This is a genomic window from Ancylobacter lacus, assembly GCF_018390635.1.
In the GTDB taxonomy this organism is placed as follows: domain Bacteria; phylum Pseudomonadota; class Alphaproteobacteria; order Rhizobiales; family Xanthobacteraceae; genus Ancylobacter; species Ancylobacter lacus.
Window position 1 is genome coordinate 90,116 of sequence record NZ_JAHBGE010000051.1, and the last position, 24,493, is coordinate 114,608.

The window sequence follows — 24,493 nt, forward strand, 5'->3', positions numbered from 1 at the left end:
ATCGCAAAACATGGTTGGGGGAGCATGGGGCAGCATCGGGCTCGGCAGATTGAGCGCAGCGCACCCGGCACACGTGCCGCCGAAGGCGGTGCTGTTGTCGAAACCTCGTTCCCGAAGGGCAATCGCCCCGCCTGCCTGTCCCGCGCCGTCCGCCTCGCGCTTGTCGTGGGGGTCGGCCTGATGGCTGCCAACTGCACCACGAACAACAAATTCGCCAGCATCATCGACCCGAAATGGGGCGTCTCCGCCAGCCCGCGCGTGGTGAAGCCGGGTGACCCGATTCCGAAGGGTGGTGGAGCCTATCGCGTCGGAAAGCCCTATCAGATCGCCGGCAAGACCTACGTCCCGCAGGAAAATCCGAAGAATTACAAAGCCGTCGGCCTCGCCTCCTGGTATGGCGACGACTTTCACGGACGCCTGACCGCCAATGGCGAGGTGTTCGACATGGACTCCATCGCCGCGGCGCACCCGACGCTGCCGATGCCGTCCTATGTCCGCATCACCAACCTCGACAACCGTCGCTCGATCATCGCCCGCGTGAATGATCGCGGACCCTATCACCCCAACCGCGTGCTCGATGTTTCCCGTCGCACCGCCGAGCTCCTTGCATTCCGCAACAAGGGCACGGCACGAGTGAAGGTCGAGTATGTCGGCCTCGCCCCGCTTGATGGGTCGGACGATCGCAAGCTGGTGGCGACGCTCCGTGAAGGCGGCGATGCGCCGATGCCGTCGGATTCCGCGGTTATGGTCGCATCGGCCGACGCCGCCATGCCCGTCCGCCCGTCGACCATGCGCGTGCCCTCCATCGCCCCGCCGCCGCCGGATAGGCCGTTTGACATTGGTGGGCCGGAACTGGCCGATGCCGCGCCCCAGACGGCTCTGCCGCGCCAGACCTATATCCCCGTGGCCCCGCCCGCCCAGCCTGTCCAGCGTATCGCCATGGTGCAGCGGGTCGACGAGGTCGAGCCTCAGGCCAGCGTTCCCGAGCCGCTTCCGGCGCCACGCGCCGTCTCGGCACCCGTGGTCTCCACGCCCAAGCCTGCAGCCGCCGCGGCAAAGCCGGTCATCCGTCCCACCGGCGGGCCGGCCCTGGCGAGTCTGGCCCCCGTGCCACGCCCTGCGCCCGTAGCGGCGAAGCCGGTCGCCGCCGTGGCGGCCGCCAAGCCGGCGGCTAAGCCCGCGCCGAGGACGGCAGGCCCATCGGCCGTGCCCGGTCCGTCCTCCATTGCCGCCTCCGGTTGGGTTGTCGGCCCGCAGCCCGTTGCCGGCTATGCCCCGGCGTCGGGCGTTCTGACACCGGCCGGCTCGGGTTCCGGGCTGTATTGAGGCGGATGCCGCGCTAGCATGAAGCCAGCGGAAGGCGGGACCATCTCGCTTCCGCTTTATGTCCCAGCAAGGCTGCATGCTATGGCGTCTTCTCGAAGGACCGCACCACTTCCGGCGGAAACGGCACCGCGCCCGGCCACATGGATCGTGGCCGGATGCCTTATCCTTCTCGGCATCTGTCTTGCCCCGCAGGCTTTCGCACAGGTCGCGGCCCCGGCCATCGCTTCGCCGCAGGCGCTTCTGATGGATTTCGACAGCGGCACCGTGCTGTTCGAGCGTGATGCCGACACCCAGGTGGCGCCGGCGAACCTCACCAAGCTGATGACGATGGCGCTGGTTTTTCGCACCATCGAGACCGGCAAGATCACTCCCGATGACGCCCTGACCGTCAGCGAATATGCCTGGCGCAAAGGTGGCGCCCCTTCCGGCAGCACCGCGATGTTCGCCGCGCTCAACAGCCGGATCAAGGTGTCGGACCTGATGCGGGGCGTCATGGTCCAGTCAGGCAACGATGCCGCGCTCGTGCTGGCCGAAGGCATCGCCGGCAACGAACTGGCCTTTGCCGGTCGGATGAACGACGAGGCGAAGAGGCTCGGGCTCACCGGCTCCACCTTCCGCAACGCGACGGGGCTGGCCGATCCGGGCCAGGTCACCACCGCGCGCGACATGGCCCGGCTGGCGACGCATGTCATCCGCACCTATCCGCAGGACTATGCGATCTATTCCGAGAAGGAATTCACCTGGAACAAGATACGCCAGCTGAACCGCAACCCGCTGCTCGGCATGAGCCTCGGCGCGGATGGACTGGTGACGGGATACTTAAAAGATGCCGGCTTCAATGTCGTCGGCTCCGCCGTTCAGAACGGGCAACGCCTCATCGTCGTCATCCTCGGTGCCAAATCGGACAAGGAGCGAGCGGAGGACGCCCGCAAGCTGCTGGAATGGGGCTTCCGCTCCTTTGAGCAGCGTGTCCTGTTCACCGACGGACAGGTGGTCGGCGATGCCGCGATGTATGGCGGCACCCTGGGCAATGCCCCCCTCGTCGGCGTCGGCGCCATCCGGCTGCTGGTGCCTCGGGACGGCACCGAACGTATCACCGCGCGTATCCAGTATGTCGGGCCGATCCCCGCTCCGGTTGAGAAGGGCCAGGAGCTGGCCCGTCTGCGGATCTTTCGCGGCGAGCAAATGGCGCTGGACGTGCCGCTTGTTGCTGCGGAGGCGGTGCCTCGCGGCCCGCTCTGGCGGCGTGCACTGGACGGTGCCTATGAGCTGGTGGTGACGCTGGCCCGGCAGGGGTACGACAAGCTGAAGAGCCGCCTGGGATGAACCCGCTGCCACGCCAGATGACCGGCGTCACTTCCCCCCTCGCGACGTCGCGGGGGCGTTTCATCACGCTTGAAGGCGGGGAAGGGGCCGGCAAGTCGACCCAGGCACGGCGTCTCGCCGAGCGGCTGCGTGGCGCTGGCTACGAGGTCGTCACAACCCGCGAGCCCGGCGGGTCGCCCGGTGCTGAAGCGATCCGCCACGTGCTGTTGTCGGGTGCGGCCAAGCCGCTCGGCGCCGAGGCCGAGACCATGCTGTTCGCCGCGGCGCGGGCCGACCACCTGGCCACAACCATACGGCCCGCGCTCGAACGGGGCGCGTGGGTCATCTGCGACCGCTTCGCCGACTCGACCCGAGTTTATCAGGGCTCCGCCGGCCATGTGGGGCAGGGCCTCATCGCTGCACTGGAGAGCGTGACGGTCGGAGACACCCGACCGGACCTCACCCTGGTTCTCGATCTTCCCGTTGAGGAAGGACTTGCGCGTGCCGCCCGGCGCAGCGCCGGTGGAAAGACGGACCGCTTCGAAAGCGAGACACTCGATTTCCACCGCCGCCTGCGCGAAGGGTTCCGTGCACTGGTCGCCGCCGAGCCCCGCCGCTGCGCGCTGATAGACGCGGGCCGCGATCCGTTGACGGTGTCCAATGCGATATGGGATGTCGTGACCGACCGCCTTCCCCCGCACCGGAACGGATCGACCGACATCCCATGAGCGCCGAGGCTCCCGTCGAAGCCGACCGCCTCGAGGGTGCGCCGCATCCCCGCCAGCGCACGCATCTCGTCGGCCATGACGACGCACAGATGATGGTGCGCGAGGCGTGGGACGCCGGGCGCCTGCCGCATGCGCTGCTGCTGGGCGGAACTGAAGGCATCGGCAAGGCCACTCTGGCCTATCGAATTGCCCGTTTCGTGCTCTCGGGTGGCGCCGCGCCTGCCGGTTCGCTGGAGGTGGCCGCCGATCACCCAGCGGCGCGCCAGGTGCAGGCACTCTCACATCCCGATCTTCTGGTCCTGCGGCGGATCGCCGGGGACAACGGCAAGTTGCCCTCCTTCATACCGGCCGAGCAGGTGCGGCGACTGAAGTCCTTTTTCGGCTCGACCGCCGCCCTCGGCGGATGGCGCGTCTGCATCGTCGACACGCTGGACGAGATGAACGCGCAGGGCGCCAACGCACTGCTCAAGACGCTCGAAGAGCCACCGGCCCGGGCGCTGTTCCTTCTGGTGAGCCATGCTCCCGGCCGGCTGCTGCCGACCATCCGCTCGCGCTGCCGGGCGGTGTCGCTGAGGCCGCTGCGCGACAGTGAGGTGATCGGCGCGCTTGACCAGCTCGGCGAGGAGATGGGCGGTCTCGACCCCGGCCGCTTCGAGGCCGCCGCCACCGCGGCCGAAGGTAGCGTCAGGGAAGCCCTGAGGCTGCTCTTGGGGGAGGGGCTGGCGATCCGCACCGCGACCGAGGAACTGCTGGACAGCCTGCCCGATGCCGACGGCCGGGCGCTTCACGCCCTTGGCGACCGGCTCCAGGGCGACCGCGCCGGCGGACTGGAGAGCTTCGTCGCCACCATCGAAGCCTGGGTGAGCGACCACGCGACCGGGCGCCGGCAAAGACCCGGCCTTCGCCTTGCACGGTTGCCGGAGGTGTGGGAGAAGGTTCGCCGCGCTGCGGTCGACGCCGACACCTTCAATCTCGACCGCAAGACACTCGTCTTCCGGATCTTCGCGTCGATCGAGGAGGCAATCACCCGCTAGGGTGAGGAATCCCGGCGGCGGCTCGCCAACGGGACATGCCCGCGTGACTTCGACCTTCTACATCACCACCGCGATCGACTACCCCAACGGCTCGCCCCATATCGGGCACGCCTATGAGAAGATCGCGGCTGACGCGATCGCCCGGTTCCGCCGCCTCGAGGGCGACCGTGTGCGCTTCCTTACCGGCACTGACGAGCACGGGCTGAAGATGATGCAGACGGCCCAGAAGCAGGGCCTGACGCCGCTCGAATGGGCGACGAAAAATGCGACCCGCTTCCAGCAGATGGACGCACTGCTGGGTGTCTCCTACGACCGCTTCATCCGCACCACGGACGCCGACCACATCGCGTCCAGCCAGGCCATCTGGCGCAAAATGCTGGCAAAGGGCGACATCTACCTCAGCGCCTATTCCGGCTGGTACTCGGTCCGCGACGAGGCCTATTACGCCGAGGACGAGACCACGGTGACGCCCGATGGCGTGCGGCTCGGCCCGCAGGGCACGCCGGTGGAGTGGACCGAGGAGAAGAGCTATTTCTTCCGCCTCTCGGCCTATCAGCAGCCGCTCCTCGACTATTACGCCGCCCATCCCGATTTCATCCAGCCGGAGAGCCGCCGCAACGAGGTGCTGAGCTTCGTGAAGGGCGGGCTGCAGGACCTCTCCATCAGCCGCACCACCTTCTCCTGGGGCGTGCCGGTACCGGACGATCCCGAGCACGTGATGTATGTGTGGGTCGACGCCCTCACCAACTACATCACGGGCTGCGGCTATCCCGATGAAGATGGCGAGGCCTTCCGCACCTGGTGGCCGGCGGCGCTCCATGTCATCGGCAAGGACATCATCCGCTTCCACGCCGTCTATTGGCCGGCCTTCCTCATGTCGGCCGGGATAGCGCCGCCCCATGCCGTCTTTGCCCACGGTTTCATCCACAATCGCGGGGAGAAGATGTCGAAGTCGGTCGGCAACGTGATCGACCCGTTCGACCTCGCCGCCGCCTATGGCGTTGATGCGCTGCGCTATTTCCTGCTGCGGGAGATTCCCTTCGGCCAGGACGGCAGCTACAGCCACGAGGCCATCGTCGCCCGCACCAATGCCGATCTCGCGAACGACCTCGGCAATCTCGCCCAGCGCTCGCTCTCCATGGTCGCGAAAAACCTCGGCGGCGTGCTGCCCGTACCCGGGGCGCTCTCGGAAGAGGATGCCGCCATCCTCGCCAGCGCCGATGCCATGCTGGAGAAGGTCCGCGAGGCTATGCGGGGCTGGCAGATACACCAGGCGATCGGCGCGATCTGGGCCGTCGTGGCCGATGCCAACCGCTACTTTGCCGCGGCCGCTCCGTGGGAGTTGCGCAAATCGGATCCGGAGCGCTTCGGCACCGTGCTTTGGACCACCGCCGAGGTGATCCGGCAGGTGTCCATCCTCGCCCAGCCCATCATCCCATCCAGCGCCGCCAAGCTGCTGGACCTGCTGGCGGTGCCGGAGCCGGCCCGCACCTTCGCCGCGCTCGGCGGGGCAGGGCGCCTCGCAGGCGGCACCGCCCTCCCTGCCCCGGTCGCGGTGTTCCCGCGCTATGTCGAGGCGGAAGCGTCCTGATGGCCCTGGAACGCCCTGCCGGCATGATGGTCGACAGCCATTGCCACCTCGACTTTCCGGACTTCGCCGCCGAACTCGATGCGGTCGTCGAACGCGCACGTGCGGCCGGCGTGGGACGGCTGGTGACGATCGGCACCCGGGTGCGCCGCTCGGCCGAGGTGCGTGCCATCGCCGAGCGTTTCGAGCACGTCTATTGCTCGGTGGGGACGCATCCCCACAATGCCGGCGAGGAAGCTGATGTCACCCTTGATGAACTGCTGGGTGAGGCCGACCATCCCAAGGTCGTCGCCATCGGGGAAGCGGGGCTCGACTATCACTACGACACTGCGCCGCGCGATGCGCAGGCCGCCGGATTTCGCCGCCACATCGAGGCGGCGCGGCGCACCGGCCTGCCGCTCGTCATCCATGCCCGCGACGCCGATGAGGATGTCGCGGCGATCCTGGAAGACGAGACGGGGAAGGGCGCTTTCGGCTTCGTCCTGCACTGCTTCACCGCGGGAGAGGCTCTCGCGCGACGCGCCGTTGCACTTGGTGGCTACGTCTCCTTCTCCGGCATCCTGACCTTCAAATCCGGGGCGCCGCTGCGGGAGATCGCGGCCGCCCTGCCGGCCGACCGCCTGCTGGTGGAGACCGACGCCCCCTATCTCGCGCCCAATTCGAAGCGGGGAAAGCGGAACGAGCCCTCCTTCGTGGTCGAGACCGCTGCCGTGCTGGCGCAGGCACGAGGGATTTCGCCCGAGGCGCTGGCGGACCTGACGACGGCCAATTTCTTTCGGCTCTTCTCGCGCGCGCTCTGAGGAACCACGCCATGGCACTGAGCTTCACCGTTCTGGGATGTGGCTCATCGGGTGGCGTGCCACGCGTGGGGCAGGGTTGGGGGGCCTGCGATCCCGCGGAACCGCGTAACCGGCGCCGGCGCTGTTCCATGCTTGCGGAACGCCGGGGAGCGGATGGCGCACGGACCACGGTGCTCATCGATACATCGCCGGACCTGCGCGAGCAGCTGCTTAGTGCCGACGTCCGGCGGCTGGATGGCGTTCTGATCACCCATGAGCACGCTGACCACACCCACGGCATCGACGATGTGCGCCCGCTCACCATCCTGCAGCGCCGGCGCATCGATACCTGGATGGATGCGGAGACCTCGGCCGTCGTGCGGCAGCGCTTCGGCTACTGCTTCGAGACACCGCCGGGCAGCGACTATCCCCCGATCCTCAACGAGCACCGCTACCGGCACGGCGAACCGGTCCGGGTGCCAGGTCCGGGCGGCGAGGTGGAGGCGATGCCATTCCGGCAGTACCACGGCAAGATCATCGCCTTCGGCTTTCGCATCGGCGGCCTGGCCTATTCCAGCGACCTCCACGACATACCGGAAGAGAGCCTCCCTTTTCTCGAAGGGCTGGATGTGTGGATCGTCGACGCACTGCGTCCCACACCGCATCCCAGCCATTTTTCGCTCTCGGACGCATTGGCCTGGATTGAACGTCTCCGCCCGAAACGGGCCATTCTCACCAACCTGCACACGGACCTCGATTACGGCACGCTTCGGCGCGAGCTGCCGCCGGGCGTCGAGCCGGCCCATGACGGCATGATCGTCGAGCTTTGACGCATACAACCGGCAGCCCGATATCTCGCCTCAGCTACAGCATGATCTATTTTCCATAATATGTCTTCTGCGACTCTGAGGTCATGGATTGCCGGAGACAGATGGAAGCGACACGGAGGCCCGGCATGACCCCTTCCCGCGAGATCGAGCGGCTGCTCGCCATCATGGCGGCGCTGCGCGCACCGGCTACCGGGTGCCCATGGGATCTGGAGCAGGATTTCCGCTCCATCGCGCCCTACACGATCGAGGAAGCCTATGAGGTTGCCGACGCCATTGAGCGCGACGACATGGACGACCTCTGCGACGAACTGGGCGATCTGCTGCTTCAGGTGGTGTTCCACGCACGGATGGCGCAGGAAATTGGCGCGTTCGATTTTGGGGACGTGGTGATGGCGGTGACGTCCAAGATGGTCCGCCGCCATCCCCATGTGTTCGGCGATGCCGCGGGGCGTGACGTCGCCGCGGTGAACGCCGCGTGGGACGCCATCAAGGCGGAGGAGAAGCGCGCGCGGGCCGAACGCCGCGCCCGGCGCAACCTCCCGCCCGAGGGCAGGGCGCGAACGCTGGGCGATGTTCCCGCCAATGCCCCTGCCCTCACCCGCGCCGTCAAGCTTCAGGACAAGGCGGCTAAAGTCGGGTTCGACTGGCCGGGCGTCGAACCCGTCATCGACAAGATTCGGGAAGAGATCGCCGAAGTCGAAGCGGAAATCGCGTCGGGAGATCGGGAAGCCGCGGCCGGCGAAGTGGGCGACCTGTTGTTTGCCCTCGCCAATCTCGCCCGCCATCTCGATGTCGACCCCGAGGCGGCGCTGCGTCGGACCAACACGAAGTTCGTGCGCCGTTTCGGCAGCATCGAGGATGCGCTGGAGCGGGAGGGCCGGACGCCGGCGGCGGCGACGCTGGAGGAGATGGAAGCCCTGTGGCAGGCCGCCAAGGCGGAGGAATAGCGGGCCGGGTGCCCGCCATTGGCCGCTCCACCCGTCATACCGCGCCACCGTCGAAGGCCAGACGGCCCTGCGTCCGGTTAATGGCGGGGCACGCCGGTGCGCCGGGCGCCAAACCGTCGCTCCAGATGCTCCACCCGGTCGGGATCGACCCTCACCGCGAGATGCAGCCGGCCGCTTTCGGCGACGCGACGTTCCAAAACCTCGCTGTGGCGATAGAGCCAGCTCAGGCCTTCGCCGTCGGCCGGATCAAGGTCGAGCGCCAGGGTGATCCTCTCGCGCCCGAGCCGCTGCTGGATGGCGCGGGTGAGATCCTCGAGCCCCTCACCGGTGAGCGCGGAAACCGGGATCGGGTGCTCGTCGCCCTGCCGCCGCTCGGCGACGTTGAAGAGGCGCGTGCGATCTTCCACGTCCAGCTTGTCGATCTTGTTCCAGACCTCGACCAGCCGGCCGTGATCGGCGGGATCGATGCCGAGATCGGCGAGGACGTCGTCGACGTCATGGGCCTGCGCGTCGGCGTCTTCGTGCGAGAGGTCACGGACATGAAGGATGATGTCCGCCTCGATGACCTCTTCCAGGGTGGCGCGGAACGCCGCGACCAGCTGCGTCGGCAGCTCGGAGATGAAGCCGACGGTGTCGGACAGGATGATGCGCTCGCCGCTCGGCAGCTCGACGGCCCTGAGGGTAGGGTCGAGCGTCGCGAAGAGCAGGTCCTGCGCCCGAACCTGCGCCCGCGTCAGACGGTTGAACAGGGTGGACTTGCCGGCATTGGTGTAACCCACCAAGGCCACCACGGGATAGGGCACCTTCTTGCGGCTCGCGCGATGCAGAGCCCGGGTCCGCTTCACCTGCTCGAGCTCCCGCTCGATCTTGGTGATGCGCTCGCCGATGATGCGCCGGTCCGCTTCGATCTGGGTCTCACCGGGACCGCCGAGAAAGCCGAAGCCGCCCCGTTGGCGTTCCAGATGGGTCCAGGAGCGTACCAGCCGGCTTTTCTGGTAGCTGAGATGCGCCAGCTCCACTTGAAGCACGCCTTCACGCGTGCGGGCACGCTGGCCGAAGATCTCGAGGATCAGCGCCGTACGGTCGATGACTTTCGCCGACCATGCCTTTTCGAGATTGCGCTGCTGAACCGGGCTGAGCGGAGCATCAACGAAAACCAGCCCTGCCCCACCCTCGCGCACCCGCTCGGCGATCTCCTCGACCTTGCCCGTGCCGAGATAAGTCGCCGGGCGCACCGTGGAAAGCCCCACGATGGCCTGACCAACCACATCGAGATCGATCGCGAGGGCAAGGCCGACAGCCTCATCGAGGCGCGCCTCGGGCGTACGCCGCGGAGGCTCGCCCTCCCCGGGCCTGAAACGCGTCAGGTTCGGCTCGATGACCACAACGCGGGTCGCGTCCGCCGGCGTGTCCGTCACGCCCGCGACGGTCGAAGCGGTTGCGGCTTTGGCGAGCCGGCGACCGGCGGCACTCTTGAGGTCCAAATCAGCCCTTTTCTCCGGCCTCGTCCGCCGCGTCGAACAGCTGGACAGGGTGACCCGGCATGATCGTCGAGATTGCGTGCTTATAGACCAGTTGCGAGTGCCCGTCTCGCCGCAGGAGCACGCAGAAATTGTCGAACCATGTCACGACTCCCTGCAGCTTCACGCCGTTGACGAGAAATATCGTGAGAGGCGTCTTGTTCTTGCGGACGTGGTTGAGAAAGGTGTCCTGGAGGTTCTGGGAACGATCCGCGGCCATGTTTTTTTGGTCCGTTTGTGATGTTGCGCCGGCGCGGGCGCCGCCCCGTGCGGTGCGATCCTGTCCGTGGACCGGCCGCTTCGGGACGAGCGTGCGTTGCAAGCATGGCACAGCACGTGTGTCGCGCAAGACTATTTCGTCTCGTATCCCCCAGACCCAAGCTATTCCGCCACCTCGGCATGGTGATGAAAGCGGGCGCGGAGGGCCCGTGCGACCGGGCCGGGGCAACCTAGCCCTATCGGGAGACCATCGATTCGCACCACGGGCATCACAATGGTGCTGGCTGCAGTGATGAAGGCTTCCTGCGCAGCCAGCGCCTCGTCGACCGTGAAGGCGCTTTCCTCCACCCGGAATCCAAGCTCGGCAGCCACTTCCAGCACCACGGTTCGGGTGATGCCACGCAGGATGCCGAAGGCGGCCGGGCGGGTCCGTATGACACCCTCGGCCGTCACGATCCAAGCATTGGTCGATCCACCCTCGGTCACGTAGCCATCGGCGTCGACGAACCATGCTTCGCGGGCTCCGGCGGCGCGTGCCGTCTCCTTGGCCAGCACGTTGGGCAGCAGGCCCACGGTTTTGATGTCGACGCGCTCCCAGCGATTGTCGGGAAGGGTGATGACGGCGACGCCCTCCTCCGCCTGACGGTCACCCTTCGCCCGATCGCCGGTCCGGGCCGTCACCACCACCGAGGGTGGTGTAGAGGGGGCGGGAAACACATGATCGCGGCGGGCGACGCCGCGCGTCACCTGAAGATACACGATGCCGTCCGTCACCCGGTTCCGCCGGATGGTCTCGCGCAGCACCACTCCGAGCGCCGACAGCGGCATCGGCAGGCGGATGCGCAGTTCATCGAGCGAGCGCACCAGCCGCTGCATATGCCGGCGCTCATCGATCATCCGGCCGGCCCGGACCTCGCAGACCTCGTAGACGCCGTCCGCGAACTGGTAGCCGCGATCCTCGACGTGGACAGCCGCCGAACCATGGGGAACGTAACGGCCGTTGACAAAGGCGATGCGGGACATGGGAAGCAAGACTCCTGCGGTAGGGACGTTCAGCGCCGCCAGAAGGCGAAATGGGCAAGCCCGACCACCGCCATGATCTCGAGGCGCCCCAGGATCATGGTCGCTCCCAACAGGATCTTGGCATAGGCGGGAAGTTCAGCCCACGCCGGCCAGAGAACGTCCGGCTGCCAGTGCACCAGATAGACCGGACCGGCGTTGCTCAGCGCGCAGATGGCTGCCACATAGGCCGCGTCGAAGCTGGGCATCGCCGGCGACACCGCGATGGCGACGCCCGCGACGGTCGCTGCCGCGACGATAAAGCAGAGCCATACCGCCTTCATCGCCTGCGGCGTAACCGTCTGCCGGCCGAGTTGCCGCGGCCTCACCGCATGGGGCATGACCAGACGGTTCAGCTCCATCAGGCTCTGCAGGCACATGGCGCCGACGCGGTGCAGCTTGATGCCGCCGCTGGTCGAGAAAGTGGCCCCGCCGACGAACAGCAGCAGCAGAACGAGGCTGAGCGGAAGCGAGACGAAGTCGCCGGCGTGGAGCTGGATGCCGGAGGTGGTGATCAGCGACGTGGCCGTGAAGATGCCGTCCTCGATCGCCATCGCGAGGGAGACTGTTCCCATCGGGTTATTGTAGCGCGCGGCAGCGATCAGAATTCCTACAATGATGACAAGCATCAAGACAGAAATGTTCTCGCGTTGCGTGAACGCCAGCCGGAAACGGCGGGTGACGATCATGCGGTGCCACAGCACGCTGGTGCCACCCATCAGCATGAAGAGGATCATCACCAGCTTGACAGGAAAAGTGCCATAGGCCGCCATGCCATCGGCGTCCGGCAGGATGCTCCCGGTCGAGACGGCCGCGGTGGCAAGACCGAAGGCGTCGAAGCCGCGCAGCCCGACGCTGAACAGCGCCAGCATGCACAGCACGGTGGCGCCGGCATAGAGCGGCACGACCGTCTCGATGGCGTCGTCGAAGGTGACGCCGCGATCGGCATGCGCCTGTTCCGGAGCGATCGCGGTCCGGTCCGGCAACCCTCCGACGCCCGCCGGGGCAAGGACGGCAACCGCCCCCAGCAATGTGAGCAGCCCACCCAGCCATTGCAGCGACAACAGCCACACCAGCGTCGAGCGGGGAAGGTCCGCCAGTTCATGGAGCTGGCCGCCGCCCGTGGTCGTCAGGGCGCTCACCGCCTCGAACCAGGCATCGAGCAAGCCGAGCGAAGTGCTGCCCGCCACCGGCAGCGCGGCGATGAGCGACGACACGACCCAGAACAGCGCAATCAACACATAGGACTGAAGCCGCCCCAGTTTTACCTGCCGGTTGCGGGTGGCGAGATACACGGCTCCAGCGGCGAAGATGGTGAGGAGGGCTGTGAGCAGGAACGCAATGGCGGCTTCTTCCCGCCGCGCCAGCGCCACGGCAGCCGCAAACAGCAGGAACAGCGCCAAGCCGCCCGCCGCCACCGCACCTTTCTGGGCAACCGCAATCATGAAGGCTCAGAAGAATTCGAGGCTGACGCGGAAGAGCTGCTCGACCCGCTTCACCTTCTCCGCGAGCGCAAACAGGACGATACGGTCGCGCGGCTGGATCACGGTGTCCCCGCGCGGCAGCATGACTTTTCCCGCCCGGATCACCGCGCCGATCCGCATGCCATCGAAAAAGTCCAGATTCTTCAGCGGTCGTCCCACGAGGGGAGAGGTTTCGAGGGCCTCGGCCTCGATCACCTCCCCTGCCCCGTTCAGCAGCGAATGCACGCCGCGGATACGGCCTTTCCGCACGTGCTGAAGGATCTTGGAGACGGTGATCTGACGTGGGTTCACATAGGCATCGATGCCCAGCCCGCGGGCAAAGGCGGGATAGTTCGGGTCGTTGAGCAGCGAGAGCATGCGCCGCGCGCCCAGCTCCTTGGACAACAGGCAGGAGAGGATGTTGACCCGGTCGTCATTGGTCACCGCGATCATGGTGTCGGCATCGCCGACCGAGGCCTCCTCCAGCACCACCCGATCGAGCGCGCTGCCGTGGAGCACGACGATGCGGTCCAGATCCTGCGCGATCGCCTCGGCTCGGGCGGCGTTATCCTCGATGATCTTGACGCGCGCCTTGGGATTGCGCCGCTCCAGCTCCCGCGCCACGTAGAAGCCGATATTGCCGCCGCCACCGATCACCACCCGCTGGGCCGGCACCTCGTCATGGCCGAAGATCGACAGGGTTCGCACCACCTGATCGGCCTGCGCCGAGAAATACGCAACGTCTCCGGCAAGAAGCGTGTCCGTGCTCCGGGGCACGAAGACACGGCCCTTGCGGTTGACGGCGATGACGACCGCGCGAAGATCAGGAAACAGGTCCGTGAGCTGGCGCAGCGGGGTGTCCAGAACCGGACAGTCCTCCTCGCAGCGCACGCCGGCGACGACCACCTGGCCATCGGCGAAGTTCACCGTGTCGATGGCCCCGGGCAGCGAGAGCCGCCGCAGCACCATCTCCCCCACCTCGATCTCGGGCGAGATGACGACGTCGATCGGCAGATGATCGCGCGAGAACAGGTCGCGCCAGTGGCCCTGCAGGTAGCTCTGCGCGCGCACCCGGGCAATCTTGGTGGGGACGTCGAACAGCGCATGACCGACCTGGCAGGCGATCATGTTGACCTCGTCGTGCAGCGTGACCGCGATCAGCATGTCAGCGGCGTCGAGCCCGGCGCGGGCCAGCACGTCCGGGTGGGAGCCGTGGCCGACAAAGCCGCGGACATCCAGTGTGTCCGTGATCGCCTGGATCAGCCGCGGCGACGTGTCGATGATCGAGACGTCGTTCTGCTCGGCGGCCAGCCGCTCGGCGATGCCGAACCCGACCTGTCCCGCGCCGCAAATCACGACCTTCATCCTGCCCTCACCCGAACCGGGGCGGAACGGACCGCCGCCCGCCCCCCGTCTTCGATTCACTCTATAGCAGTTTCATCGCCGCACAGGTCAGTTCCGGCGACGATCGTGGGTAAGGGGCGACGTTCAGATGACGGGAACAGAGAGCGGCGGGTGCAGGTAGCCCACCGCTCTCCGCGGTTCAGGCGTTGAACTTCGTGCGGGAGAGCGGCAGCGTCCTGATGTGCCTGCCCGTCAGGGCCGCTACGGCGTTCACCACCGCGGCCACCACGCCGGGAAGGCCCGGCTCGCCGACACCGCCCATGGGCTCCCCGCTTTCCACGATCTCCACATGAATCCTCGGCATGTGGTCGCGACCGAGGATGGTGTAGCCGTCGAAGTTCGAGGCCTGCCGCACCCCGTCGGCATAGACCATCTCTTCGAACAGCGCGGTCGAGACGCCGAGCGCTGCCGCCGATTCTACCTGCGAGCGGATGATGCCGGGATTGACGATGCTGCCCGGATCGAACGCGATCCAGATATCGTGCACCCTCACCTGCCCGTCGGCCAGCGAGACCTCGGCGATGGTCGCGGTCTCCGAGCCGAAGGGCGAGGCCATTGCGACACCGCGGGCGCGACGGCCGCCCTCCGCGTCGAACGGGCCGCGCTTCCAGCCGCCAGAGAGGTCGGCCACGGTCTGAAGCAGCTTGAGATGGCGGCGCCGGTCCTTCAGCAGGTCGAGCCGGAGCTGGAAAGGATCGTGCCCGCCGGCATCGGCCACCTCGTCGAAGAAGCCTTCGTAGAAATAGTCGTTCATCGAATGGCCCACCGAGCGCCAGAAGGCGATGGTGACGGGGTGGAGCAGCTTCACGTAATCCAATGAGCGATCGGCGATGGCGTAGGGTTTCTCGACCAGCCCCTCCACGGCGGAGCCATCCACCGGACCGCCGAACAGCGCGCCGAAGTAACGGCCGGTGGGTCCCTCGCCCACCGTGCGCGCCTCAAGCGCCGCCGGGCGCCCATCCGCCCCCAGTGCCGCCCGGAACCGGGTGAAGCTCAGCGGACGCAGCGCGTCCATGCGGAACTCCTCCTCGCGCGACCACAGCACCTTGACCGGACGCCCCGTCTCCTTGGCGAGCAGGATCGCCTGCGGGAATGGCGATGCCGCGCCGTAGAAGAAATGCCGGCCAAAGAAGCCACCGAGGATCGGCGAGTGCAGGATCACCTTCTCCGGCGAGAGGCCCGCGGTCTTGGCTGCAATCGACTGGAACAGCTCGGGCATCTGGTTCGGCGTCCACAGCTCCAGCGTCCCATCCGGGTTGAACCGGGCCATGGCCGAAGGCGGCTCGAGCTGGGCATGGGCGAGATAGGGCGCGGCATACTCCGCCTCGACAATCCTGGTCGCAGCCGCAAATACGGCAGCGGCATCTCCGGCCTTTTCCGCCGACACCGCGGCGGCCTTCGATTCCTTCAGCGCCGCCAGCATGGCTTCGGAGGAATAATCGGCCGCGACGGTCTTGAGGCCGGTCGCCTCCGGCCGGGTCCAGGTGACGTCGAGTGTCTCCACTGCCTTGCGCGCGCGGAACCAGCTATCGGCCGTAACCGCCACGGCGCCCGGCAGCCGATGCACGCCGTGGACGCCCGGCATGGCCCGAACCGCCGCCTCATTGGCGAACGAGACGGGCTCGGTGCCGAGGTGCGGGGCGTGCTGCACGGCGGCATAGAGCATGCCATCCAGCTTCTGGTCGATGGCGTAGACCGCCTTGCCGGTCGACTTGTCACGGGCGTCGAGGCGGGGCAGCGGCTGGCGGATATAGCGGAAGGTCTTGGGGTCGCGAAGCGGCACGTTCTCGGCCGGCGTCAGCGCCAGCGCGGCCTCGGCGACCTCGCCATAGGGCACATGTCGGCCGCTGGCGGCATGGATCACCACGCCATTCTCAGTCGTCAGTTCACTTGCCGGTACATCCAGCCTGGCGGCGGCGGCGCGCAGGAACATCTCGCGTGCCGTCGCACCGAGCCGGCGCATCACCTCATAGCTCGACCGGGTCGAGAAGCTGCCGCCGGTCAGCCGCAGGCCGCCGATCACCGCATAGTCCGGGCCGGGAGGCGCGCATTCGACGACAAAGCGGCTGGGCTCGACATCGAGCTCTTCGCCAACCATCTGGGCCTGCCCGGTGCTGACCCCCTGCCCTCCCTCGACGAAGGGACTGAGCAGCTTGAAGCTGTTGTCGCGGCCGACGATCAGGAAGGCGGGGATGCGGGTCCCCGGCTTCACCGTGTTGGCGGTCGCCTGGGCCAAGGCCCTATGCGGCAGGGCGGGCAACAGAGCGCCGAGAACCAGCGCGCCGGCACCGGCGCCAAGGAACCGGCGCCGGGAAAGATTCGTGATTCCCTCGGATTTCAGCGGCAGGGCCGACTGGGAGGGAGAAGGACGCAGCAGCATGTTCATGATGTGCTCCTCAGGCCGCGGCGTGGTGGATCGCGGCGGCGATCCGGTTGTAGGTCCCGCACCGGCACAGATTGGTCATGGCGTCGGCTATGTCGGCATCCGTGGGGTGGGGGTTCTGGCTCAGCAGCGCCGCCGCAGCCATGATCTGGCCGGACTGGCAGTAGCCGCACTGAGGCACCTGCACCTCGACCCAGGCTTCGACCAGCTTGCGGCCAACCTCGTCCTGCTCGATCGCCTCGATGGTCCGGATATGCGCAGAGCCGACATTTTCAAGCGCAAGCTGGCATGACCGGGTCGCCTCGCCGTCGACCAGTACGGTGCAGGCACCGCATTGGGCGATGCCGCAGCCATATTTGGTACCGGTGAGGCCCAGCGTGTCCCGCAGGACCCAGAGCAGGGGAGTGTCCGGCTCGGCCGCGACGTCATAGTCACGACCATTGATGTTGATGCGGATCATGGCACGCTCCTGCGCAAGGAAATGTGGGCGCAGGCTAGAGCCGTTCCAGATGGGGACGTAGGACGTCCTCGCAACGATTTCGGCCATCGTTGCGGCTCGGCACGGCGTCGAGCGCCGACGCCTCAGGCCGAGCGGGCGAAGCGTTCCAGACTGGTCGCACGGCGAAAGGCCTGTGGTGGCTGGCCGAAGTTGCGGACGAAGGCACGGCGCATCCGCTCACGGTCGCCGAACCCGGCCTCCCGCGCGATCTCGTCAAGCGACAGCCTCCCCTCCTCCAGCAGCGAACGCGCGAGTTCGAGCCGAAGCGCTTCAACCACCTTGGCCGGCGACTGCCCGGTCTCCTCCCGGAACAGCCGGCTGAACTGGCGGGTGCTAAGGTTGGCGGCGGCGGCCAGATCCTCCACGGAGAGCTCGCTGGCAAGATTCTCGCGGGCATAGACCAGTGTGCGGCGGATGCGGTCGGATTTCGGTTCCGTCTCGAGCAGGGTCGAGAATTGGGACTGGCCGCCGGGCCGGCGCAGATAGACCACAAGACGGCGGGCCACCGCGCGGGCCACCTCCACACCGTGGTCATCCTCGACCATCGCGAGCGCGAGATCGATGCCTGCCGACATACCGGCTGAGGTCCAGACATTGCCGTCGACGCTGAAGATGCGATCCTCCGTCACTTCGACGGAGGGATAGAGCTCGCGCAGCCGTCGGGCATGGGCCCAGTGCGTGGTGGCGCGGCGACCGTCGAGCAAGCCAGCCTCCGCCAGTACGAAGGCGCCTGTGCAGATGCCGGCAATGCGACGCGAGGCCTTCGCCGCCGACCGGAGGTGATCAAGAAAGGCCGGAGAGGAAGGCCGGACGATCAGGGAGCCAATGGTGATGGTGGTGTCGTGACCCGGCGCGCCGAACGGCTCGGTGTCGATCGCGAACCCGATCGAGTTACGTACCGGCCCCCCGGTCTCGGAAAGGACCTGCACCTGGTAGGCGCTGTGGTCGAGCACCCTGTTGGCCATCTCGAAGGCGGACAATGCGGCGAGGCCCATGATCTGGAAGTCCTCGAAGACCAGCAATCCGATGCTGCGCATCCTTTCCTCCAACGCTGTTCCGGTTCGGCTTCGGCTGCTTCTACATAGGCCGCGATGACCGAAACGGTAGTCTCTTGACGAATCAGGCCATTGGCATGCCGCTGTCTCACGCGCGGCCGCCTTCTTCCAGCCGCGACGTCCTTCTAGCAGAGCTGCCGCAGGGCCATGCACAGCGAAGGACCACGACATGACCACACGGCGCAGCCTCATCCGCGGCGCGGCGGGCTTCGCCGCCATGGCGTTCCAGCCGCGGATCGCATCGGCCGCCGAGCCCGATGACGTCGCGGCCCGCCTCGCCCACATTGAAGCGCGCCTCGGGGGCCGGCTCGGCGTCTGCCTCATCGACACCGCGACGGGAACGGTCGCGGGCCGGCGGCTGGACGAGCGCTTCCCAATGTGCAGCACCTTCAAGATGCTGGCAGCGGCGGCCATCCTCGCCCGGGTCGATGCCGGGCTGGAGAGGCTCGACACCCACGTCGCATATTCGCCCGACGAGCTGCCCGACGGCTCACCGGTAACGCGGGAACAGCTTGGTAAGGGGCTTTCGGTGGAGGTCCTCTGCGAGGCAGCGGTAACGCGCAGTGACAATGGCGCCGCCAACCTCCTGCTGGCACGGCTGGGTGGCCCCAGCGGCCTCACCGGCTATCTCCGCACCCTCGGCGACGCCGTGACGCGGCTCGACCGCACTGAGCCCACGCTCAACGAATCCCGCCCCGGCGATGCGCGCGACACGACCACCCCGCGGGCGATGGCCGACGACATCCGCAGGCTGGTTGTCGGCACCGCATTGTCGGCGCCGTCCCGAGCCCGCATCAGCGGCTGGCTGGTCGGCAACCGCACCGGCGACCAGCGCTTGCGCGCCGGGCTGCCGTCGGGCTGGATGGCGGGCGAGAAAACCGGGACTGGGCCCAACGGCACCAATAACGATGTCGGCATCGCCTGGCCGCCCGGCCATGCCCCGCTGATCCTCGCCTCTTTCATCACCGGCGCCTACGCCGGGCGGGACGCGCAGGACGCCGCCCACGCCAACGTGGCCCGGCTCGCGGCCAGCCGATTCACTGGCTGAGCGACGGCTCAGCCGATGCCGAGCGCCTTGAGCTTGCGGTGGAGCGCGGACCGTTCCATTCCCACGAACTCGGCGGTACGGGAGATGTTGCCGCCGAAGCGGCTGATCTGCGCGACGAGATACTCCCGCTCGAACACCTCGCGCGCCTCGCGCAGCGGCAACCCCATCAGATGCTCGCCGCCATGGCCGTTGGGCAGGCTCGGCACCAGCGAGCCGACATCCGGCGGCAGCATGCTTGCCGTGACGGCGGCATCGGCTTCGCCGGTTGCCAGGATCAGCAGCCGCTCGATATTGTTGCGGAGCTGACGCACGTTGCCCGGCCAGTCGTGGGACTGCAGCACGGCAAGCGCGTCGTCAGCGATCCGCCGGCGGGGAAGTCCGGTGCTCTGCGATATCTGCTCGAGGAAGTAATCCACCAGCTCCGGCACGTCTTCCCGGCGTTCCGCAAGCGGCGGCACCCGGATCGGGACGACGCCGAGCCGATGATAAAGGTCCTCGCGGAAGCGGCCTTCGGCAATCTCGTTCTCGAGGTTGCGGGCCGTGGAGGAGATGATGCGGACATCGACCGACACCCGCGTCGTGCCCCCCACCCGCAGGAAGTTCTGGTCGACCAGCACCCGGAGGATGCGGTTCTGGGTCTCCCGCGGCATGTCGGCGACTTCATCGATGAACAGTGTGCCGCCGTGGGCCTCTTCCAGCGCGCCGACATGGCGCCCCTGCCCGTCCACACCTTCTGTGCCGAAAAGCTCCACCTCCATCCGCTCCGGGGTGATGGCCGCGGCGTTGATGACGATGAAGGGGCCGGAAGCCCGCGCCGATGAGGCATGGATGATGCGGGCGGCGAGTTCCTTGCCGGAGCCGGAGGGGCCGACGATCATGATGCGGCTGTTGGTGGGCGCCACTTTCTCGACGGTCTGGCGGAGCTGGTTCATCACCGTGGAGCGCCCGACCAGCGCCTGCGCGATGGGCGCGCGCTGCTTGAGGTCCCGCACCTCCCGCTTCAGCCGGAGGGTCTCCAGCGCGCGGTTGGCGACATGGATCAGCCGGTCGGAATTGAACGGCTTCTCGATGAAGTCGTAGGCGCCCTGCTTGATCGCGGCGACAGCCGTCTCGATCGTGCCATGGCCGGATATCATCACCACCGGAACCTCGGGGTGATCGCGCTTGATCGCCTCCAGCAGCTGCAGCCCGTCGAGGCGGGAGCGCTCCAGCCAGATGTCGAGGAAGATGAGGTTGGGCCGGCGGGACTCGATGGCCCCGAGCGCCTCGTCGCTGTCCTTGGCGGTGCGGGCGCCGTAGCCCTCGTCCTCGAGGATGCCGGCCACCAGCCCGCGAATATCGGCTTCGTCGTCGACGATGAGGATATCGGTCGCCATGTGTCCGTCTCTCCTATCCGACCCGGGCCGGCTGTGGGCCGCGGTCGCCTGTCGTTGTCACTGCCGAGGGCCCGCCGTCGAGCGCCATCCGCAATCGAATCCACGCACCGCGGCCTTCGGGGGAATCGTCGAGATCGATCCCGCCGCCGTGCTCTTCCATGATCTTTCCCACGATCGCGAGTCCAAGGCCGGTGCCCTTCTCCCGCGTCGTCACATAGGGTTCGAGCAGCCGGGCCCGGTTTTCGGCCGGTAGTCCCTTGCCGTTGTCGATGATGTCGATGGTCGCGGTGCCGCCCAGCAGCGGCTCGCCCTGGGCATGGGTACGCACGAGGATGCGTGGCGGACCCGTCTGCTCCTCCGGCGGCACCGCGGCGATCGCCTCGGTCGCGTTCTTGATGATGTTGGTCAACGCCTGCGAGATCAGGCGGCGGTCGAATTTCGCCTCGATAGGATGGTCCGGCAGCTCACAGTCGATGGTGATTTCCGGGTTGCCGACGCGCATGAGGAACACCACCTGCCGCACCGTCTCGCCGAGGTCCTGCAGTTCGGCCACGGGCTTCGGCATGCGGGCGAAGGAGGAGAACTCGTCCACCATGCGGCCGATATCGCCGACCTGACGGATGATCGTGCTGGTGCACTGGTCGAACACCTCGCGGTCCTCGCCGATCACCTTGCCGTAACGCCGCCGCAGCCGCTCCGCCGAAAGCTGGATCGGAGTAAGCGGGTTCTTGATCTCATGAGCAATGCGCCGGGCCACGTCAGCCCAGGCCGAAGAGCGCTGCGCCATGACGAGTTCGGTGATGTCGTCGAGGGTGACGACCCACCCGCTGTCACCCTCGCGCGACTGCTCGGTGGTGAAGCGTACCGCCAGCATGCGGTCGCGGCCGTGCCGGTTGACGGTGACGTTTCCCTGGGGGGAACGCTGGCCGTTCTGCTTCGCCTCGGCGATCATCGGCGCGATCTCCGGGATGACGCTGCCGAGTTCCTTGCCGAGCGCGTCGCTCTCCTGCAGACCGAGGAGCTTTTCCGCCGGGCGATTGATGATGGAGATGCAGCCGCCGGCGTCGAGGCCGATCACCCCCGCGCCGACGCCCGAAAGCACCGCCTCGGTGAAACGGCGGCGGCTGTCGATCTGGTCGCGCGCCTTGACGATGTCGTCGCGCTGGGTGCGCAACTCCTGGGTCATCTTGTTGAAGGTTTCCGCAAGGCTCGACAGATCGCCCTCCGACCTCCGGACCGGCACCTCGACATAGAGATTGCCGGCAGCGACCAGGTCCGCCGCGCCGATGAGCCGACGGATCGGCGCCACCAGCCGGTTGGCGAAGTGAATGCCGAGCCACACCGCCGACAGCAGCACCGTCAGCGAAATGACCGCGTAGAGCAGCGCGAACGCCACCTGTACGCCGATGCGGCGCTGCTCGAGGCTACGGTAGTCCGCCACGGCGGCACGGGTTTCCGTGAGGTACTGGATCACCTTAGGGTCGATGGGGCGGGCGACGTAGAGAAAGAGGTTGTCGAAGTCCTTCAGCGGAATCACCGCCCCGACGAAATCCGCTTCGTTGGGCAGGTAGATCAGCGGTTGATCCTCGGTCGCGTCCTTGACCGCGAGGTTGGCCGGCACCACGAACTCGCGGCCGACCCGTATGGTCGCGCGGTCCACCACGGTGAGGTCGCGCTGAATGACCATGGCGGCCGGCAGGCCGCGCAGCGCCGCCTGAGCCGTCAGCGCCTGGCGGAAGCGGCTGCGGTCCTGGTCCCACAGTGGGCGAATGCGCTGCAGATCGCGCGCCATGCCCAGAATGTCGCCGCGGATGGAATAGGCATGCTCGCGCACATAGGTCTGCGCGACCGACACGGCATTGTCGACGATGGCGCGGGTGCGCACCGAGAACCATCGGTCGAGGCCGCGGTCGAGCGTCACGCTCGCCAATAGCGCCACCAGGATCGCCGGCACGACCGCGACGACCCCGAACAGGGCCACCACGCGCACATGCAGCCGCGCCGCCGCCCTGCCCCGTCGCCGCGCCTTCACGATGCGGAAGATCTCGCGCCCGATGATGGCGATCAACAGCAGCGACATCGCGCCGTTGATGCACAGCACGGTGACCACGACTTCCTGCGACGGCACGAGCGGCGTGATGCCGATCAGCACGATGAAGCTGACGAGCGCGACAATGAGGGCGAGCAGAACCGCGAAGGGAGCGAGCATGCCCCACGCCGAGAAGCGGAAGCCGGACATCCCGAAATCCAGGGCGTCGCGGTCAAATTTTTCCGGGGTTTCGGCCTCGGCCATGCAGCACCCTGTGTCGGGACGAATCGAAAGGAAGCGTCCGGCACTGATGCAGTGCGACGACACTGGTGCAAAAATGTGACATGGATGCGAACCGGCAGCCAATTTCTGGGGACGCCGGGAGCTGGCAGATCGATCGCACGACCTTGTGAAGCGAGCGGCCCCGCTTCACAAGGTCCACGGGAAAGCCGCTCAGCGGCTCGTGCGGATTATCTGGATGTCGAGATCGCGGATCTTCTTGCGCAGCGTGTTGCGGTTGAGGCCGAGCAGTTCGGCGGCCTTGATCTGGTTGCCGCGCGTCGCGGCCAGGGCGGCCGAGAGAAGCGGGTACTCGACGTCCTTCAGGATGCGGTGATAGAGGCCCGGCGGCGGCAGCAGCTCGCCAAAGCCGCCGAAATAGGTGTTGAGATGGCGCTCGACCGACGAGGCCAGGGTCTCGTCGCCCGCCACTTCCTCCGGCGCCGCGGTGTTCACCGGCGTGGCAAGCTCCGCCTCAATGATCGACGCGGTGATGATTTCCTGCGGGTAGAGCGCGGCAAGGCGGCGGATCAGGTTCTCCAGCTCGCGCACATTGCCCGGCCAGCGGTAGCGCTTGAGCCGGTCCAGCGCCGCGGCGTCGATCTGCTTGCGCGGCAGGCCCTCCCGCTCAGCCTGCAGGAAGAAGTGGCGCACGAGGTCCGGCACGTCCTCTGTGCGCTCGCGCAGCGGCGGCAGCCGGAGCGGCACCACATTGAGCCGGAAGAACAGATCCTCGCGGAAGAGCCCCTGCTGGATGAGGATTCGCAGGTCCTTGTTGGTGGCGGCGACGATGCGCACGTCGGTCTTGATCGCGGTGCGGCCGCCTACCGTGGTGTATTCGCCCTGCTGCAGCACGCGCAGCAGGCGGGTCTGCGCCTCCATCGGCATGTCGCCGATTTCGTCGAGGAACAGCGTACCGCTTTCGGCCTGCTCGAACCGGCCGGCGCTGCGGGAATTGGCGCCGGTGAAGGCCCCCTTCTCGTGGCCGAACAGCTCGGACTCGATGAGGTCACGCGGAATCGCGGCCATGTTGATGGCGACGAAGGGTCCGTTGCGGCGTTTGCCATAGTCGTGCAGCGCCCGGGCGACCAGCTCCTTGCCGGTGCCGGACTCGCCGGTGATCATCACCGTGAGGTCGGTCTGCATCAGCCGGGCAAGCACCCGGTAGATGTCCTGCATGGCCGGGGAGCGGCCCACCAGCGGGATGGCGTCTGCCTCATCCCCCTGGCTCCTCAGCGCCGCCTCCGGCTTTTTCGGCTCGGAAAGCGCGCGCCCGACGATGGCGATCAGCTCCTTCAGGTCGAAGGGCTTGGGCAGATACTCATAGGCTCCGCGTTCGGAGGCGCGGATCGCCGTCATGAAGGTATTCTGCGCGCTCATGACGATGACCGGCAGGTCGGGGCGCACCTTCTTGATGCGCGGCAGCAGGTCGAAGGCGTTCTCATCGGGCATCACCACATCGGTGATGACGAGGTCGCCGTCGCCCTGGCTCACCCACCGCCAGAGCGTCGCGGCGTTGCCGCAGGAGCGCACCTCGTAGCCCGCGCGGGAAAGGGCCTGATTGAGGACGGTGCGGATGGCCGCGTCGTCGTCGGCAACAAGAATGGATCCCGTCGGCATGG

At 67.3% G+C, this 24,493-nt stretch carries 20 protein-coding genes; 9 read left to right on the forward strand and 11 right to left on the reverse strand.

Annotation, left to right across the window (positions count from 1 at the left end):
* Positions 1-24 precede the first annotated feature (24 nt).
* The 8 genes from KHC27_RS22125 to mazG all read left to right on the forward strand — a co-directional run bounded on the left by KHC27_RS22125 (position 25) and on the right by mazG (position 8,537).
* Positions 25-1,326 (forward strand): septal ring lytic transglycosylase RlpA family protein, encoded by a 1,302-nt coding sequence (locus KHC27_RS22125; RefSeq protein ID WP_213339831.1) that lies wholly within the window; start codon positions 25-27, stop codon positions 1,324-1,326.
* Positions 1,327-1,344: 18 nt separating this feature from the next.
* Positions 1,345-2,652, forward strand: coding sequence for a D-alanyl-D-alanine carboxypeptidase family protein (locus tag KHC27_RS13160; protein ID WP_246519914.1), 1,308 nt, complete (start codon positions 1,345-1,347; stop codon positions 2,650-2,652).
* Positions 2,649-3,359 (forward strand): dTMP kinase, encoded by a 711-nt coding sequence (tmk, locus tag KHC27_RS13165; protein WP_246519915.1) that lies wholly within the window; start codon positions 2,649-2,651, stop codon positions 3,357-3,359. The genes KHC27_RS13160 and tmk overlap by 4 nt, the downstream gene beginning before the upstream one ends.
* Positions 3,356-4,393 carry a DNA polymerase III subunit delta' gene (locus KHC27_RS13170; RefSeq protein ID WP_213339832.1) on the forward strand — a complete coding sequence of 346 codons (1,038 nt, stop codon included), beginning with the start codon at positions 3,356-3,358 and terminating at the stop codon, positions 4,391-4,393. The genes tmk and KHC27_RS13170 overlap by 4 nt, the downstream gene beginning before the upstream one ends.
* Before the next feature lie 43 nt (positions 4,394-4,436).
* Entirely contained in the window at positions 4,437-5,984 is a 1,548-nt protein-coding gene (metG, locus tag KHC27_RS13175) for a methionine--tRNA ligase (RefSeq protein ID WP_213339833.1), read from the forward strand.
* Positions 5,985-6,007: 23 nt separating this feature from the next.
* Positions 6,008-6,781, forward strand: coding sequence for a TatD family hydrolase (locus KHC27_RS13180; protein ID WP_213339949.1), 774 nt, complete (start codon positions 6,008-6,010; stop codon positions 6,779-6,781).
* 11 nt (positions 6,782-6,792) lie between these two features.
* Positions 6,793-7,590 carry an MBL fold metallo-hydrolase gene (locus tag KHC27_RS13185; RefSeq protein WP_213339834.1) on the forward strand — a complete coding sequence of 266 codons (798 nt, stop codon included), beginning with the start codon at positions 6,793-6,795 and terminating at the stop codon, positions 7,588-7,590.
* A gap of 125 nt (positions 7,591-7,715) precedes the next feature.
* Positions 7,716-8,537, forward strand: a complete 822-nt coding sequence (gene mazG, locus KHC27_RS13190) for a nucleoside triphosphate pyrophosphohydrolase (protein ID WP_213339835.1) — start codon at positions 7,716-7,718, stop codon at positions 8,535-8,537.
* A 77-nt stretch (positions 8,538-8,614) separates the two neighbouring features.
* Here mazG and hflX read toward each other — a convergent pair whose 3' ends face one another.
* The 8 genes from hflX to KHC27_RS13230 all read right to left on the reverse strand — a co-directional run bounded on the left by hflX (position 8,615) and on the right by KHC27_RS13230 (position 18,121).
* Positions 8,615-9,955 (reverse strand): GTPase HflX, encoded by a 1,341-nt coding sequence (gene hflX / locus KHC27_RS13195; protein WP_213339836.1) that lies wholly within the window; start codon positions 9,953-9,955, stop codon positions 8,615-8,617.
* Positions 9,956-10,022: 67 nt separating this feature from the next.
* Positions 10,023-10,277 carry an RNA chaperone Hfq gene (gene hfq, locus KHC27_RS13200; protein ID WP_213339950.1) on the reverse strand — a complete coding sequence of 85 codons (255 nt, stop codon included), beginning with the start codon at positions 10,275-10,277 and terminating at the stop codon, positions 10,023-10,025.
* Between the two features lie 161 nt (positions 10,278-10,438).
* Positions 10,439-11,299 (reverse strand): D-amino-acid transaminase, encoded by an 861-nt coding sequence (locus tag KHC27_RS13205; RefSeq protein ID WP_213339837.1) that lies wholly within the window; start codon positions 11,297-11,299, stop codon positions 10,439-10,441.
* Between the two features lie 29 nt (positions 11,300-11,328).
* Positions 11,329-12,780 carry a potassium transporter TrkG gene (locus KHC27_RS13210; protein ID WP_213339838.1) on the reverse strand — a complete coding sequence of 484 codons (1,452 nt, stop codon included), beginning with the start codon at positions 12,778-12,780 and terminating at the stop codon, positions 11,329-11,331.
* A gap of 6 nt (positions 12,781-12,786) precedes the next feature.
* A complete protein-coding gene (gene trkA, locus KHC27_RS13215) occupies positions 12,787-14,163 on the reverse strand; it encodes a Trk system potassium transporter TrkA (RefSeq protein WP_213339839.1) in 1,377 nt (458 codons plus the stop codon).
* Between the two features lie 178 nt (positions 14,164-14,341).
* The gene (locus tag KHC27_RS13220) at positions 14,342-16,588 is read right to left on the reverse strand and encodes a xanthine dehydrogenase family protein molybdopterin-binding subunit (RefSeq protein ID WP_213339840.1); all 2,247 of its coding nucleotides are present in this window, start codon (positions 16,586-16,588) and stop codon (positions 14,342-14,344) included.
* Positions 16,589-16,598: 10 nt separating this feature from the next.
* Positions 16,599-17,045, reverse strand: a complete 447-nt coding sequence (locus KHC27_RS13225) for a (2Fe-2S)-binding protein (RefSeq protein WP_213339841.1) — start codon at positions 17,043-17,045, stop codon at positions 16,599-16,601.
* 122 nt (positions 17,046-17,167) lie between these two features.
* Entirely contained in the window at positions 17,168-18,121 is a 954-nt protein-coding gene (locus KHC27_RS13230) for a GlxA family transcriptional regulator (RefSeq protein WP_213339842.1), read from the reverse strand.
* Positions 18,122-18,308: 187 nt separating this feature from the next.
* Here KHC27_RS13230 and bla point away from each other — a divergent pair, with 187 nt between their 5' ends.
* Positions 18,309-19,187 carry a class A beta-lactamase gene (gene bla / locus KHC27_RS13235; RefSeq protein ID WP_213339843.1) on the forward strand — a complete coding sequence of 293 codons (879 nt, stop codon included), beginning with the start codon at positions 18,309-18,311 and terminating at the stop codon, positions 19,185-19,187.
* Between the two features lie 8 nt (positions 19,188-19,195).
* Here the strand turns inward: bla and ntrX are convergent, their stop codons facing one another.
* The 3 genes from ntrX to ntrC form a co-directional block, all read right to left on the reverse strand.
* Positions 19,196-20,563 (reverse strand): nitrogen assimilation response regulator NtrX, encoded by a 1,368-nt coding sequence (gene ntrX, locus KHC27_RS13240; protein WP_213339844.1) that lies wholly within the window; start codon positions 20,561-20,563, stop codon positions 19,196-19,198.
* Positions 20,564-20,576: 13 nt separating this feature from the next.
* A complete protein-coding gene (locus tag KHC27_RS13245; RefSeq protein ID WP_213339845.1) occupies positions 20,577-22,856 on the reverse strand; it encodes a sensor histidine kinase NtrY-like in 2,280 nt (759 codons plus the stop codon).
* A gap of 189 nt (positions 22,857-23,045) precedes the next feature.
* Positions 23,046-24,491: a nitrogen regulation protein NR(I) gene (ntrC, locus tag KHC27_RS13250; RefSeq protein ID WP_213339846.1), complete on the reverse strand. Its 1,446-nt coding sequence runs from the start codon at positions 24,489-24,491 to the stop codon at positions 23,046-23,048.
* Positions 24,492-24,493: the final 2 nt, after the last annotated feature.